The organism is Brevibacillus sp. MCWH (assembly GCF_013096935.1).
Classification (GTDB): domain Bacteria; phylum Bacillota; class Bacilli; order Brevibacillales; family Brevibacillaceae; genus Brevibacillus; species Brevibacillus aydinogluensis.
This window is the reverse complement of sequence record NZ_SDLF01000009.1, coordinates 23,465-38,599: the sequence shown is the minus strand read 5'-3', so window position 1 is coordinate 38,599 and position 15,135 is coordinate 23,465. Positions and strand designations below refer to the sequence as shown.

Here is a 15,135-nt window from a genome sequence, read left to right as displayed (position 1 = left end):
TCCTTATCCCGCAAAGTAGATGCTCGCTTTCGGAATGTGCAGGGAGATGGTCTCTCCGCGCTGTTTCAGCGGCCGTCCCTGGCTGATGGACATGCTGCGGAGCTGATGAGGGCCGACGCTGGTCACGTAGTTGACGCACGCACCCGTAAACTCGGCAAGCACAACAGTGCCCGACACCACGTTCTCACCGTCCGCTCCCGTGCTTTCCTGCACCGTTTCCGGCCGAATCGACAGCACGACTGTCTCGCCCGGCACGAGCCGCACCTGCGGCGACACGTTGTGCGCATATCCGGTCAGCACGAGGTCAGGAGCCACCCGCACCCGTACTTCGTTACCGTCGATGCCTGCCACGATCCCCTCCCACAGATTGGTTTCGCCGATGAACGACGCGACGAAACGGTTTACCGGCCGATGGTAAATCTCGTGCGGCGTACCCACCTGCTGCACTTCGCCGCCCTGCATCACCATCACCCGATCCGACATGGACATCGCCTCCGCCTGGTCATGCGTGACGTAAATGGTGGTAATGCCCAGTTCCATCTGCAGCCGCTTGATTTCATACCGGGTTTCTTCGCGCAGTTTGGCGTCCAGGTTGGACAGCGGTTCATCCAAAAGCAGAATCTGCGGCTCGATAACGAGCGCGCGGGCCAGCGCCACCCGCTGCTGCTGTCCGCCGGAAAGCTGGTCGATCCGGCGTTCGCCGTATCCTTCCAGACGGACGAGCTTCATCACCCGCTCTACCCGTTCTTTCATTTCCGCTTTCGGAATCTTGCGAACCTTGAGCCCAAAGGCGATGTTCTCAAATACGGTCATGTGCGGAAACAGGGCGTAGTTTTGAAACACCATGCCCGTGTTTCGCTTGTGGGGCGGCAGCGATGTGACATCCCGGCTGCCGAAGCAGATCCGTCCCCTGGTGGGATAGTAAAAGCCGGCGATCATCCGCAGGGTCGTCGTCTTGCCGCAGCCGCTTGGCCCCAAAAAGGTGAAGAATTCCCCTGATTCGATGTGAATGTGAACATCTTCGACCCCTTTTGCGTCGCCAAACTGTTTGCTGACGTGATCAAGTGTTACGCTGCTCATCAGGTGTCCTCCCTCTCGAGATTGGCAGGGCGCTGCCCGGCTTCGGCAGTCGCCTGTGCCGGACGGAACCGGACACGGCCAGACGGAAAGGGGTCCCCCTTCCCGTCTGGTCCTGCTGTCCTCACCCGCTTACTTCTTGCTTTTTCCCTTGATGTTTTCGTCCCAGTACTGCATCCACTCTTTTTCTTTCTCCGCCATCACATTCCAGTCGAGCTCCAGCGGTTTCAGCTCCAGGTTTTTCATGAAGTCAGGCAGTTCGTCCTTGCTGATGTCGGTGCGTGACGGGAACTGGTAGCGCTCTTTCGCCAACTGCGTGGCGATATCCGGGCTGAACAGGAACTCGTAGAACTTTTTGGCTGCGTCCATGTTCTTGGCCCCTTTGACGATCGCGACCCCGTCGACGAGGATCGGCGCGCCGCTCTCCGGATAGACAAAATCGTACGGATGGTTGTTCTGCTTGCTTTGAATCAGGACGTCCTGCAGGTTCCACAGGGAAATGACGCCTTCCTGGCGGTCCAGCTTCAGGTAGAGCTGGGTCGGGTCCTGGGCGTACTCCTTGGTGTTGGCGTCCAGTTTTTTCAGCCATTCATACCCTTTTTCCGGCGTGTCTGGCCCCTGACGGTAGATCATCGCCGCGTAAATGGTCCGCATCGTGCCGGACGGCAGGACGTTGCGGATCACGATTTTATCCTTGTACTTGGGATCGAGCAGGTCGTCCCAGTCCTGCGGCGCTTCTTCTTTCGTCAGCGCCTGCGAGTTGTACATGATCACCTCGGGCAGCAGCATTTCGCCGTACCAGCGGTCCTGCGGGTCCTTGTACAGATCGGGAATCTTGTCGGCAAACGTCGGTTTGTACGGCTCCAACAGCCCCTCGTCCGCTGCCGTGCTCAGCGCGGACTGTGTGCCGCCCCACCAGAAATCGGCCTGCGGATTGGCCTTTTCGGCACGCACCCGCTCCAGGATTTGCTGCGCCCCCATCTCAAATGTTTCCACTTCAATATTGGGATATTTTTCCTTAAACTTGGGCAGGACGATTTCAAAAATATTTTTGTCCCGGGCGGTGTAAATGACCAATTTTTGCGATTCGCCGGATGCTGCCGGCTGCGCCTGATCACCGGACTGGCCGCCTGTACCGCTGTCCGCCTGTCCTCCGCCGGAACAAGCGGCGACGGTCAGGGCCAGCGAGCCGACAAACACGCCGCGAAGCCATTTTTTCCATGTGCTGTTGGACGTTTTCACAATCGAATCCCCCTTTTTTTCACTCTATTTGTCCAGCAATTTCGTAGATGGAAACGCTTCCAGAACGCTGTGAACGGCCCCGATCAACCCCGCCTCTTCACCAAGTCGCGCTTTTTCCATACGGGGCACAACGGGCACCCATTCCGTCAGCCACTCGCGAATCTGCTTCACCCCTTTTTCGTCGATATGAACCATCTCTCCGCTCAGAATCAACAGCTCCGGGTTCAGCACGCTGACGATATTGGCCATCGCGTAGGCCCAGTGTCGGTATACGTCATCCAGCAACCGCGCGGCCTCCCGGTTGTCCTGCCGAGCTTGACCGATCAGCGTCTCTATGATACTCGACCCTTCCTGAAGGTCGGAGAGAAAGGCCTTCGCCTGTGCTTTGACGCCAGGGACGGAGTAATGCGTCTCAAACACGCCGTACGCTCCGTCGCGCCGGCTGTGTACGGGGCCGATCAGCATGTAACCGATCTCGCCCGCTGCGTCCCGGCTTCCCCGGTATAACTGGCCGTCCAGGATGATGCCGGAGCCGATCCCCGTGCCGACGTAGATGTAGACAACGTTGGAATAGCCGACACCGACACCGCGGACGCTCTCGCCCAGGGTCATCATGTTGACGTCATTGTCGATGATGACCGGCACCTCCAGCCGTTCCTCGATGGTCTGCCTGATCGGCGATCCCATCCAGCCCGTGCTGGGAGCAAAGCTGACCGTACCGCTGCCCCGCTGGGTGACCCCGGGCAGGCCGACACCGATGCCCAGCAGTCTGTCGCGCGGCAAGCTGCTCTCCGCCAGCAGACAGTCCAGTCCCGCCGCCAAATCCTCGATCACCCGTTCTCCGTCGGCCGGCTGGGCCAGACGTTTGCGGTACCGGGCCAAAAACTCGCCTTTCAGGTCGGCCACCGCCATCTCCAGCGCGGAGCCTTCAAACACTGCGCCGACGATCGCGTACGCCTGGTAGTTGTACTCCAGCAGGATCGGCTTTCGGCCGCCACGGGAGTCGCCCATCCCCACCTCCTGGAGCAGCCCATCCTGAATCATCTCCTCCACCAGGGCGGAAACGCAGGGGCGGCTCAGCTGCGTCTGTTTGGCAATGTCGGCGCGGGAGATCTGACCGTGCTGAATCACCTGCTGCAAGATCTCTTCCTTGTTCCACTTTTTCACCAGTTTGCTGCTGCCCGTTTTTCTGGACGAACGCACGCCTTTTCACTCACCACCAAACAGTTAGTTAACCTAACTAACAAAGTTATCCAAATTATACCGCCCATACACAGAATAGTCAAACTATTTCGCTTCAATGATATGCACCACCCACAGGTTATCTTGCCAAACTCCGCACCCGCTCAGCGTTCTTCGCCCCGCCTCTGAATACACATGTAGTACGTTTTGGACGTTTTCCCGCTCGTATCACACTATCCCAGCGAAGAAGGAAGTGGTTCAACGTGAAGCGAACCGGGAGTACCGGGAAAACCGGCATCTCCATTATCACCTGCACCAAACGTCCCGGCATGATGCGCAACCTGTTTCAGAATTATCTGCGGCAGCGCGGAGTCAACAAGGAATTGATCGTAGTGCTGAACAACGATGCGATGAGCGAAGCGCGCTACAAAAATTACGCGCGTTCGTTTCCCAACGTGTCCGTCTACAAACTGCCCGGACGGACGTCACTCGGCGCCTGCCTGAACTTTGCCGCAAGCAAGGCATGCTATCCCTACCTCGCCAAATTTGACGACGACGATTACTACGCCCCCCGCTACGCGGCTGACACGCTGCGCGCGTTTGCCCGATCAAAGGCGGCCGTCGTCGGGAAGCGCTCGTATTTTATGTACTTTTCTGGATTGCGGCTGCTGATCCTGCTATATCCGGGGAACGAACACAGGATGACAGGGGGGATCGCAGGCGGGACCCTCGCATTTCGGCGAAGCGTGTGGAACCGTGTCCGTTTTGCCAACCGCTCGCTTGGGGAGGATGTCTCGTTCCTGCGGAATTGCCGCCGCCTCGGCTTTCGCATCTACTCGGGCAGCCGTTTTCACTACTGTGCGATTCGCCGGAAAAACGTCGGCAGCCACACCTGGAAAGCAGGCCACCGGTACCTGCTCTCCCGGCCGCACAGGCGGATTGCCCGCACGGTCAACTATCGCAAGTTTGTCGTCGGATAGGAGTTGCCAGAAAAACAACAGCCCGGGAGGGGGTGATCCCTTGATCTTCCCCCGCCCGGGCAATCTGAATACGCACAGATCGTGCTTATACTTCATGTACGGTTATACTTTGAAACTGCCTACCATCTCCTGCAGATCTTCGGCCATCTTCGCCAGCGCCGTGGCCGACGCGTTGATCTCCTCCATGGAAGCCAACTGCTGCTGAGCTGCGGCGGAAACGTTTTGCGTACCAAATGCCGCTTCCTCTGCCACTTCCCGGATCGTATGCGTCGTCTCCACCACGCGTTTTGTGCCTTCGGTCAACTGCTGCACCGCGCCGGACACCTCCTGGATTTGTCCAGCCAGCTCTTCCACTGCCGCACGAATCTCTTCGAAGGAGGCCCCAGCCGCATGGACCACGTCAATTCCCGCGGCCACCTCCTGGGTCACCGTGTGCATGGAACGAACCGCATCGTTCGTCTCCTGGCGGATCACCGCAATGAGTTCGGCAATCTTTTGCGTGGATTGCGTCGTCTGCTCTGCCAGCTTGCGCACTTCATCCGCCACCACGGCAAATCCCCGGCCGTGTTCACCTGCCCGCGCTGCTTCGATAGCGGCATTGAGCGCCAGCAGGTTGGTCTGATCGGCAATCTCGGAGATGACGTCGACGATGCTGCCGATCTCCTGCGAGCGCTTGCCCAGTCCGTCCACGGTATGCGCCAATTCCTTGACGGTGACACTCATTTCCGTCATTTGGTTGATCGCTGTTTGCACGGTCTGGCTGCCGGAAGCTGCCTTGTCCGAAGCCTCGGAAGCCAGTCCAGCCACCTGCTGCGTGTTGCCGTTGATCTGTTCCGCAGCGCTTGCCATCATGTTGACCACCTGGTACGCTTCTTCCACGCCAGCTACCTGCTTGTCCGCCCCGACGGCCACTTCCTGAATCGCGGACGAGATTTGTTCGCTGGCCTTGCTGCTCTGATCCGCGCTCGCCATCAGCTCCTCAGCCGACGCCGCCACCTGGACGGCACCCTGGTTCACCTCGGCCAGGACAGACTGCAGCGACAGGCGCATGCCCTCGAAGCTTTCCGCCAAGCGGCCGATTTCGTCCCTGGCATTTACTCTTACTGGTTCAGACAGGTCGCCCTCGCTGATCTTGGCGGCGGCCGCCATCAATACGGCGAGCGGACGCGTGATCAAGCGGACGATCCACAGCACCAGCACGGCGCCGCCGATCACTGCTACGGCCACGATCGTCAAAATGGGAGGCAGCACGTCGGAGGCCTCTGCTTCCGCTTCACTCACGTAATTGGTGCCCAGCAGCTTCCAACCGGTCAGTCCGTTGGTGACAAACGCCATTCGCTTGCTCTGTCCGTCCTGGTTGACGAACTCAAACGTGCCCGCTTCGTTAGCATACACGTGGTCGATATAATCTGCTTTCTCCGCTTCCGTCCCCGCTTTCTGCTGGGGATGGACGATGAACTTCCGCTGTTTGTCCATCAGCACGACGTAGCCGAATTCGCCGATTTTGACCCGGCTGGTGATTTCGGCCAGTGCCTGCAGACTGAGGTCGAGCCCGACCACTCCGTGCCCGTCTTTTGTCGTCCGGGCAATGGTGATGACGGGGAGGTCTGTAGACGCAGAAATGTACGGATCAGTGATGACCGTTTTTCCCTTGTTCTCCATGGCTTGTTGGTACCAGGGTCTAGTACGCGGGTCATACCCGGCCTTTACCGACACCGTGCTGACAAACGCCCCCGTCTCCGTTCCGATGTAGATACCTTCCCACTCGTTGTGGATGGTGGCGGCCTCCTGCAAATACGCATGCGCTGCGGAATCGTTGCTCGTCAGCCCCTGTCCCGCCAGATGAGAAGCGACCCGCTCCACCTCCTTCATCTGCAAATCCAGATAGGCATCAATTGTTCCGGCCAGGGTCTTCACCTGCTCGTCAGCCCGCTGCAGCAGTTGGTCCTCGATTTCCTGCTTGGCGCTGTAGAACGAGACCCCTGCGATCAGCAGACTCGGCAACAGCAGAATCACGGCAAAGGTCAACAGCAGTTTTCCTTTCATCTGCAGCGAACGTGTTCGTTTTGGCTCGGTAGGCCCATTCATGTCGATTCCTCCTGTTGTTGATGAGCTATAATAAACACAAAAAAAACAGGCCATTCCAAATAAAAAGAACAGCCGTCCATCATTGTACAAATATTTCCCGAAAATGACAAGACAAGTATATCCTTCATGCCCATTTTTTTCTTTTTTCTAGATCTTTTTTCGCGGGACGCACGTCACTTCGGTTTCCTAACCTCCAGAAGCGCCTTCATCAACTTGGCAGCCTCTGCCCGGGTCAGCGTTTTGTCTGGTTGGAACGCGTCGGGTGACCCGGAAGGAAGCAGCCCGTAGGCATGGGCCAGGGCGACGGCGGGCACCAGCCGCTTTTCTACATCCCGATACGGCGACGCAAACAGCCCCGGTTTTTCCAGGAGTTCACCATACCCCAGCAGGCGGGCGGCCATTTCCGCCGCTTCTCCGCGGGTCACCGGGCGATCCGGCTCAAACCTGGTCCCCTCCTTGGGGATCAGTCCGTATTGAATCGCTTTTTTGATGACACCGTACAGCGGGTGGTTCTCGTCGACGTCAGCAAACCGGTACGGCTGGCGATCTTCGTCGTCATCATCGAGCCCGCTGAACTGCCGGTGAAACTCGATGCGGTTGACCATGCGCGCCATCATCTGCACCATGTCTCCGCGCGTCGCCGCTTTGTCCGGTTCCACCTTGCCATCAGTCACCGTCAACAAACCCTCCCGGATGGCAAACTGCAGTGCTGCCTGCTCGGGATGGTTGTCAATGTCCTGCGGAATTTCTTTTTTCCGCAAGTCGGCAAAACTGAGCCACTCCCCGGTCACGGCATCCACGACTCCCTCATCGCCGACGTAGCTGTAGACAAGCAGCGGTTTGGACTCGCTGTCCGGCAGGTGATAGGCAAGCATCAGTTTCTTTTGCTCCCGCTCCGTTTTGGCTGCTGCCTTACGGTCAATTTTGGCCGCCGTTTCCTCTGCACTGACAGGTCCATATTCGTACACGTTCAGCTCTTCCGCTTCCCCGGTTTCGGGATTGACGATCACGCGGAAATTCCTGTCTTCGATCGGAATGCCGTTCTTCATCAAGCCAAACCTAAACACGTAATACTGCCCCTGCTCCCGCACCTCCTCCTCGATCGTGCGGGATGCATTGCGGTCGATGAGATAGATGTCCCCCAGCCGTTCGGACAGCAGCGTTTTTACCAGCTTGACCGCACTCTCCTGCGCTGCTTTCCACGAGACCGCCTTCTCGATTTTCCGTCCCCGTTCGGAAGAAAACCGCCCTTCCCCGGTGCGGTATTCGACCAAATCCCCGCGGTCGCTGATGCTGATCTCAAGCGGCTCCACATTTTCCCCCTTGACGTGCAGCGGAGTGAATTCAAAATGCCAGTATCTCGATTCCACGCCATCCACTCCCGATCTGGCACCGCCTCCCCTGCTTCCCTCGGAACGATAGCTGCCGGGGAGCCGCTTGACCAGCTCTTCGGCGATCTTCTGCGCCTCTTCCTTGCCGATCAGCTTGTCCGCTGCACGGCTGTTGACCGTGCTCCCCAGCGGCTTGATGCCGACTTCTTCGGCCGGCTCGCCGAGTGCGTTCAGCACCTTCCCGGTCGTAGCGTCCACGAACTGCGGATCAGTTTGCACGTAGCGATAGACCAGGCGGTACCGATTTGAGTTCGCCGGGTAACGGCCGTTCAGATCACTCTCCCGCGAGTAGACCAGTGAGGGCGCCGCTTTTTCCGCCAGCAGCCGCTCCGCCTCGTCAGGCTGGATCACTGCCTTGGCGTCAGGCAGTTCTCCCTGGTACCAATTCCTGATAAACATGATCACTTCGCCGGTTCGATCGACGATCACCAGAACGCCGTTGCCGAGAAAAGGCGTGTCGCCTTCCATGCGCGTATAGGAAAAGACGCGCGTTCTCCACGGGTCACCCGTAAAATTGGGGAGGCCGGGGTATTCGTTTGGCTTGGACAGCTTCTCCCGCTCTGTTTTGGGGACAACCCGCTCGAGAAACTGCTCGGCCGCCCGCAGCGCTTGTTCCTCGCTGACCGCCGACGACGAGTCGCTTTCCCGCTTTTCATCGTAGTGTGAATAATACACCAATTGTCCCGTCACCGCATCGACGTTGACAGACACACGTCCCTCCCCGCTGTCTTTTACCCAGGTCAGGCTCCACAGCGGATGGTCGAACGGATTTTTTTGATCTTTTTTCTTGTAGTACGACCGCTCCGGCTTGTAATCGGCCGGTATGTTCAAAAGCTTGCTCATCTGTTGAATCGCCTGCTCCCGCGTCAACTCGTCCGACTGCTGCCCGGCGGCCAAGGCGCTCGGCAGGCTGTTCTCCCACACGCCAGCAAGCGGGACGGGAATACCGGCCAGCAGCACCGCTGTCGAAAATCCCGCTGCTACCCGCAACATCTTTTTTCTGGTCATACCGAAAAACACCTCTCCCCTCTTGGCTTTGCGATTACGAACACAATCTTACCATTTGTCACGAATTGATACAAATTATTCCATATATGAGAGGATCATCTATCCAGCAGATGCTTTGCATGCAAAAAAAATCTACCCCGGCTGCACCGCGGGTAGATTGTGGTTGAAAGAGTTACACCTGCAGCATTTGCGTGAGCGACTCGGGTGTGACAATGTTGCCCACCAGGAAGTTGCCGAACTCCCCATAGCGTGCGCTCACTTCGTCAAAGCGCATTTCGTAGACGATGTGCTTGAACTCGAGCGGGTCGTTGGCAAACAGCGTGACGCCCCACTCCCAATCGTCGAAGCCGACCGAGCCGCCGATGATCTGCTTCACTTTGCCGGCGTACTTGCGGCCGATCATTCCGTGCGAGCGCATCATTTCGGCACGCTGTTCCATCGTCAGCATGTACCAGTTGTCCTGCAGGTTGCGTTTTTTGTTCATCGGGTAGAAGCAGATGTGCTCCCACTTCGGCAGAATCGGGTAGAGCCGCTCCCGGATTTGCGGATTGGACTTCGGGTCTTCGCCGGGATTATGTACGTAGTTGCTCAGCTCCACCACAGAAATATAGGAGTACGGCGCCTCGGTGTACGCGGCGAAGCGGGTCTTGTTGAACGCCGTCTTGATCGCGTCCAGTTCCTGCATCGTCGGGCGCAGGAACAGGAAGACCAGGTCCGCCTTGTGCCCCAGGATGCTGTAGATGGCCGTGCTGCCTTGCTTCTCCTGTTCATTTGCCTCCCACTCGCGGATCAGGCCAAACAGCTCGTCCAGTGCGGCCTGGCGCTCTTCGGCCGAAGCCGCTTTCCACTTCTCCCAATTGATCGTGCGGAAATTATGATAAGTATACCAGCCTTCCAGCGTAAGCAACGCCTCGTTCGTGCTCATCAGGTTCAACTCCTTACGGTAATCTGGTGCATTCTTCTTGGACACTCCCAGTATAGCATAACGAACGAAGCGTTATGCGAAACGAATTGGTGAACAAGCGCCGCAAACAACGGCCGTTCACACCAGGCGGCCGCTGTTTTTCGTCTCGGCTGACAGCAGCGCTGCCGCCTCCTTGTCCGCGATGACGGTCACATCTGAATGAAGCTGCAGCAGCGACGCGGGCACGTCAGGCGTCTTCTCTCCTTCCAGCATGCGGCGCACCGCATCCGCCTTGGCCTCGCCGCTCGCAAGCAGCATGATCCGCTTCGCCGCCAGAATCGTTTTGATCCCCATCGATACAGCTTTCGTCGGCACTTCGTCGATCGATTCGAAAAAGCGCGCGTTCGCCTTGATTGTACTTTGTGCCAGTTCCACGATCCGCGTGGTCGTCTCCGCGTCGGACCCCGGCTCATTGAAACCGATGTGGCCGTTTCCGCCGATACCCAGCACCTGCAGGTCGATGCCTCCCGCCGCCGCGATTGCCGCTTCATATCGCCGGCATTCCGCCTGCAGGTCGGGTGCGTCTCCGCGCGGGATATTGGTCTGCTCCAGCGGGATGTTCACATGGCGAAAAAAGTGTTCCTGCATGAACGTATGGTAGCTTTGCGGATGATGCGGCGGCAGTCCGACGTATTCATCCAGGTTAAACGTCGTCACGCGGGAGAAGTCAACTCCCTCCTCGCGGTGCAGCCGCGCCAGTTCCCGGTACATGCCGATCGGTGTGCTGCCCGTAGCCAGTCCCAGTACGGCAGTGGGTTTGGCTGTCACCACCTGCGCCACGATGTGCGCCGCAGCTTTGCTCAACGACTCGTAATTCTCCGCAATCAGCAGTTTCATGCGCTCTCCCTCCGTCAGCCGCTTCAGTATTTTTTGTCCAGCACCGCTTTTGCCGTCTTTTCCTTGTAGGTCAGCGCTTTCTCCTGGATGCGCATGGCCAGTGCCGTACACAGGATGTCGATGACGTGCAGTTGGGCGATTTTGGCCGCGAGCGAACCGCCCTGCAGCGGCCCTTCCTTTGCTGCCGTCAAAAGCGTGACATCGGCCACGTTCGTGATCGGCGAGCGGCGGTAGTGGGTGATGCACAGCACTGTTGCCCCTGCTTCCTTCGCCACTTTCAGCGAATCGATCGTATCCTTGGTGCTGCCCGACACGGAGATGCCCACGGCGACGTCGCCGGGCCCCAGCGTGGCGGCAGCCATCGCCTGCAGGTGTGCCTCGTAAAAGGCGTCCACTTTCAGCCCCAGGCGCAAGCACGTGTATTTGGCATCCTGGGCCGTCACCCCGGATGTTCCCACGCCGTAAAAGTGGATCGTGTTGGCGGCTTGCAGCAGGTCGACACACCGCTCCAGCTCGACCGGGTCGATGAGCGAGCTGGTGTCACCAACCGCCTGCATGTTGGTGGCCGTCACCTTTTGCGCGATGGTCGTCAGCGAATCCTCCTCCGTTACCTCACCGTGCAGGTTTTTCACCGGATGGACCAGCTCCTGGGCCAGCGCCAGCTTGAACTCCTGGTAGCTGCGAAAACCGATCTTGCGGCAGAAGCGCAGCACGGTGGTTTCGCCCACGCCCGCTTTTTCCGCCAGGTCGATGACGGAAGAGTAAATTACGCTCTCCGTCTGGCTCAGTACGATCTCCGCCACTTTTTGCTCAGATTTGGTAAACGACGGCCGCAAACTCTGAATGCCCAGCAGGGTGGCATTGGTTTTGGCCGCGCCGCCGGACGCGCCGGCCGTCTGCTCTTTCTGATTTACCGTCATCGGCGTCCTCCTCCGTTTATCACCAAAAGAAAACAGCTTTATTCCTACCGCCATTATATGCAAAAGCGGAGCATTCCGCCATATTGATTGATATATGTGGAGAAGTTCTCCATTCTATAACAGACCGTTCTGATTCGCGGCGCACTCCGCTTCCGCGAGCATCCGCCGCTCTTGGCGCCGCTTGTCTTAGCGAACAACAACAAAAAAAGCCTCCACCCGGAACCTTTTGATCCGAGTGAAAGCTTTTCGACGTGTGTGCAAAGCACCTGCCGCCTACACGATTACGCGGTACCCGATCAGGATGACAAGCACCATCAGCGCGAGCGCGCCAACGAAAAATCCGATGCTGGCTTCCTGGCGGCGTGCCCGTCCCAGCGCCATTTCCATCAGCCCGAAGACGACAATCCCCAGCAGTCCCTTCACATAGTACAGGACGTCTCCCGTGTGGAACTTAAACAACATCCAACCACCCGTCACGACCACGATCACCATCATCACGCGCAGAAACATGTGAACGATGTTGCCCACTTTTTCCTTGCCGAGACGGAAAAGGATGTACCCGACGATCAGCAGGATGAATGCCACTTCCCAACCGCCTACGTGGGCTTTAAGATACGCATAGCTCACCGTTTGCTCACTCCTTGCCCAGTGCAATCTCCTTACTCGTCTCATTATAACAGATTGGCAAGGGAAAAGCAGGGCGCGCAATGCTTGGCGGTTTTGTGACAGCTAGTCACTGGACCGGACCCGCTTTTTTGGAAGCTGCCAGCCAAGATCAGTCTTCCCTCCCACAACATATTGTGTTATAGTACCTTCATACAACCATATATAGTGTGCTTTGTGGTGCGCTTGCCCAGGATTCCGGCAAGCGCTTAAAAGGGAAGACCGGTGCAAGTCCGGCGCGGTCCCGCCACTGTAAATGGGGAGCGACTCTGTCAGATGCCACTGTCGATCGCATCGACGGGAAGGTTCAGAGAAGCGATGATCCATGAGCCAGGAGACCTGCCACAAAGACAACACCGTTGGAACCACGAGGATGGGGAGGTGTGGAATCGGTCATTCGCGGCGTGCCGCTCTTTCGGGCGCACGTTCCGCTTTGACACAGGCATGTTTGTTTCCACATGGGCAACATCAGCATCCTCTACCCGGCGGGAGAGGATGCTTTTTTCATGAACCGCAAAGGAGAGGGATAGATTGCAAACGGTTGTCTCTGACATTGACCAACGTATTACATCGCTGATTGGCGACATTCTGGCCGATTTTCCCCGGCTGCGCGCAGATGCCGTCATCCAGTCGGCGGCCATCAGAGCCAAACACAAAACGCTCACGGAACAGGAAGCGGCAAAAATCGTTGCCATGTCGGCCGCCGAACTGATTTCCAAAGAGGAGCCGGAATGGACCTACGTCGCCGCCAGGGCGTACCTCGCTGCCCTGTATCACGAAGCGGCCCGCAGCCGGGCGTATTCCTTTAGTCCTGCGCGTCCCTACGGTTCGTTTTTGAACCTGTTGAAACAGCTGGTGGAAAAGGGCATTTACAAACAGGAACTGCTGACCGCCTACCGTCCGGAAGAGATTGCGGAGCTGGAACGGGAGATTGATCCGGAAAAGGACAAGCTGTTTACCTATTTGGGGATCGTGACTCTCGCCGAGCGGTATTTGGCGAGGGATTACACCGGCAGCCTGTATGAACTGCCCCAGGAGCGGTTTATGGTCATCGCCATGCACCTCATGCTGCAGGAACCCCGCGAAAAAAGACTCGCGCTGGTAAAGGAAGCCTACTGGGCGCTCAGCCATCAGTACATGACCGTGGCAACGCCCACCATGGCGAATGCCGGCAAAGCACGGGGCGGACAGCTCTCCAGCTGCTTTGTCGACACGGTCGACGACTCTCTGCAGGGCATCTACGATTCCAACACCGACGTCGCCCGGCTGTCCAAGATGGGCGGCGGCATCGGCGTGTACATGGGAAAAGTGCGGGCGCGCGGCTCTTCCATCCGCGGCTATGAAAACAAATCCAGCGGGGTCATCCCGTGGATTCGCCAGCTGAACAATACGGCGGTCAGCGTCGACCAGCTCGGAACGCGCAACGGCAGCGTTGCCGTGTATCTCGACGTGTGGCACAAGGACATCCTGGCGTTTCTCGATTTGAAAATGAACAACGGGGACGAACGCCTGCGGGCGCATGACATCTTTACGGGTGTGTGCATCCCTGATCTGTTCATGGAAGCGGTGGAAAACCGGGCCGAGTTTCACTTGTTTGATCCGCATGAAGTGCGCACCGTCATGGGCTTTTCGCTGGAGGATTGCTACGATGAGGAGCCCGGGCGCGGCACGTTCCGCGAACGGTACGAGGCGTGCGTGCGGCATCCCCGCTTGAGCCGCGTGACGGTACCCGCCATCGAGATCATGAAGCGGATCATGATCTCCCAGCTGGAGACGGGCACGCCGTTCATGTTCTACCGGGATACCGTCAACCGCGCCAACCCCAACAAACATGCGGGCATGATTTACTCCAGCAATTTGTGCACGGAAATCCTGCAGAACATGTCGCCCACCACGGTGACAGAAGAAGTGCTGCAGGACGGAGAGATCGTGATTCGAAAAACGCCGGGCGATTTCGTCGTCTGCAATCTCTCCAGCATCAACCTGGGGCGCGCCGTGCCTGCCAACGTGCTGGAGCGGCTGATCCCCATCCAGGTGCGGATGCTGGACAACGTGATCGATGTGAACCGGATCGACGTCCTGCAGGCCCAGCAAACCAACAAAAAGTACCGGGGCATCGGGCTGGGAGCGTTTGGCTTGCATCATCTGCTGGCGCTCCAGGAAATCAGATGGGAAAGCGAAGAAGCGGTCGCCTTCAACGACCGGTTGTTTGAACGCATCCATTACTTGACGATTCGCGCCTCCCTGGAACTGGCGAAGGAAAAAGGCGCCTATCCTCTCTTTTCGGGCAGCGAGTGGGAAAACGGCAGCTATTTTGCCCGCAGGGGCTACAATTCGCCCGAGTGGGAGGCGCTGGCCAAAGAAGTGGCCCGGCACGGCATTCGCAACGGGTATCTGATGGCGGTCGCTCCCACCGGCTCCACGTCGCTGATCGCCGGCTCCACCGCTTCCGTCGACCCGGTGTTTGAACCGGTCGCCTACGAGGAGAAGACGACGTACAAAATCGCCAATCCCGCTCCCGATCTGACTGCCCGCACGATGTGGTACTACAAGGGAGCGTATCACCTGGATCAGCACTGGTCGATCAGACAGGCGGCCGCCCGCCAGCGCCACCTCGATCAGGGGCAGAGCATCAATTTGTACGTCCGCCCCGACATCCACGCCAGAGAGCTGCTGCAGCTCCATCTGGAGGCATGGAAGCAGGGGCTGAAGACGACCTACTACGTCCGCAGCCGGGCCGTAGAGATTGATGAGTGCGAAGCCTGCACCTGATCGCGGAAAGG

The 15,135-nt window shown here is 58.1% G+C and carries 11 protein-coding genes and 1 riboswitch; of the genes, 2 read left to right on the top strand and 9 right to left on the bottom strand.

Going from position 1 to position 15,135, the window contains the following annotated elements; all coding sequences use genetic code 11:
- Positions 1-3: 3 nt before the first annotated feature.
- The 3 genes from ETC00_RS10225 to ETC00_RS10215 form a co-directional block, all read right to left on the bottom strand.
- Positions 4-1,080, bottom strand: a complete 1,077-nt coding sequence (locus ETC00_RS10225; RefSeq protein WP_171565903.1) for an ABC transporter ATP-binding protein — start codon at positions 1,078-1,080, stop codon at positions 4-6.
- 129 nt (positions 1,081-1,209) lie between these two features.
- Positions 1,210-2,319 (bottom strand): extracellular solute-binding protein, encoded by a 1,110-nt coding sequence (locus ETC00_RS10220; protein WP_171565902.1) that lies wholly within the window; start codon positions 2,317-2,319, stop codon positions 1,210-1,212.
- Between the two features lie 24 nt (positions 2,320-2,343).
- The gene (locus ETC00_RS10215; protein ID WP_171565901.1) at positions 2,344-3,522 is read right to left on the bottom strand and encodes an ROK family transcriptional regulator; all 1,179 of its coding nucleotides are present in this window, start codon (positions 3,520-3,522) and stop codon (positions 2,344-2,346) included.
- A gap of 242 nt (positions 3,523-3,764) precedes the next feature.
- Here ETC00_RS10215 and ETC00_RS10210 point away from each other — a divergent pair, with 242 nt between their 5' ends.
- A complete protein-coding gene (locus ETC00_RS10210) occupies positions 3,765-4,481 on the top strand; it encodes a glycosyltransferase family 2 protein (RefSeq protein WP_171565900.1) in 717 nt (238 codons plus the stop codon).
- Between the two features lie 102 nt (positions 4,482-4,583).
- Here ETC00_RS10210 and ETC00_RS10205 read toward each other — a convergent pair whose 3' ends face one another.
- The 6 genes from ETC00_RS10205 to ETC00_RS10180 form a co-directional block, all read right to left on the bottom strand.
- Entirely contained in the window at positions 4,584-6,569 is a 1,986-nt protein-coding gene (locus ETC00_RS10205) for a methyl-accepting chemotaxis protein (protein WP_171565899.1), read from the bottom strand.
- A gap of 173 nt (positions 6,570-6,742) precedes the next feature.
- The gene (locus tag ETC00_RS10200; protein ID WP_171565898.1) at positions 6,743-8,968 is read right to left on the bottom strand and encodes a YcdB/YcdC domain-containing protein; all 2,226 of its coding nucleotides are present in this window, start codon (positions 8,966-8,968) and stop codon (positions 6,743-6,745) included.
- Positions 8,969-9,140: 172 nt separating this feature from the next.
- Positions 9,141-9,893: a hydrogen peroxide-dependent heme synthase gene (gene hemQ, locus ETC00_RS10195; protein ID WP_171565897.1), complete on the bottom strand. Its 753-nt coding sequence runs from the start codon at positions 9,891-9,893 to the stop codon at positions 9,141-9,143.
- Between the two features lie 117 nt (positions 9,894-10,010).
- Positions 10,011-10,769, bottom strand: a complete 759-nt coding sequence (gene nagB, locus ETC00_RS10190; RefSeq protein WP_171565896.1) for a glucosamine-6-phosphate deaminase — start codon at positions 10,767-10,769, stop codon at positions 10,011-10,013.
- 23 nt (positions 10,770-10,792) lie between these two features.
- A complete protein-coding gene (locus tag ETC00_RS10185; protein ID WP_171565895.1) occupies positions 10,793-11,689 on the bottom strand; it encodes a MurR/RpiR family transcriptional regulator in 897 nt (298 codons plus the stop codon).
- Positions 11,690-11,962: 273 nt separating this feature from the next.
- Positions 11,963-12,316 carry a YisL family protein gene (locus ETC00_RS10180; protein WP_230077342.1) on the bottom strand — a complete coding sequence of 118 codons (354 nt, stop codon included), beginning with the start codon at positions 12,314-12,316 and terminating at the stop codon, positions 11,963-11,965.
- 197 nt (positions 12,317-12,513) lie between these two features.
- Positions 12,514-12,713: riboswitch (cobalamin riboswitch) on the top strand.
- Positions 12,714-12,904: 191 nt separating this feature from the next.
- Here ETC00_RS10180 and ETC00_RS10175 point away from each other — a divergent pair.
- Positions 12,905-15,124: a ribonucleoside-diphosphate reductase subunit alpha gene (locus ETC00_RS10175; RefSeq protein ID WP_371808899.1), complete on the top strand. Its 2,220-nt coding sequence runs from the start codon at positions 12,905-12,907 to the stop codon at positions 15,122-15,124.
- The last annotated feature ends 11 nt before the right edge of the window (positions 15,125-15,135 follow it).

Bases quoted from the DNA above. Each gene is read 5' to 3' on its own strand.
- ETC00_RS10205 (WP_171565899.1), bottom strand. From the start codon at position 6,569: ATGAATGGGCCTACCGAGCCAAAACGAACACGTTCGCTGCAGATGAAA.
- hemQ (WP_171565897.1), bottom strand. From the start codon at position 9,893: ATGAGCACGAACGAGGCGTTGCTTACGCTGGAAGGCTGGTATACTTAT.
- nagB (WP_171565896.1), bottom strand. From the start codon at position 10,769: ATGAAACTGCTGATTGCGGAGAATTACGAGTCGTTGAGCAAAGCTGCG.
- ETC00_RS10200 (WP_171565898.1), bottom strand. From the start codon at position 8,968: ATGACCAGAAAAAAGATGTTGCGGGTAGCAGCGGGATTTTCGACAGCG.
- ETC00_RS10225 (WP_171565903.1), bottom strand. From the start codon at position 1,080: ATGAGCAGCGTAACACTTGATCACGTCAGCAAACAGTTTGGCGACGCA.
- ETC00_RS10185 (WP_171565895.1), bottom strand. From the start codon at position 11,689: ATGACGGTAAATCAGAAAGAGCAGACGGCCGGCGCGTCCGGCGGCGCG.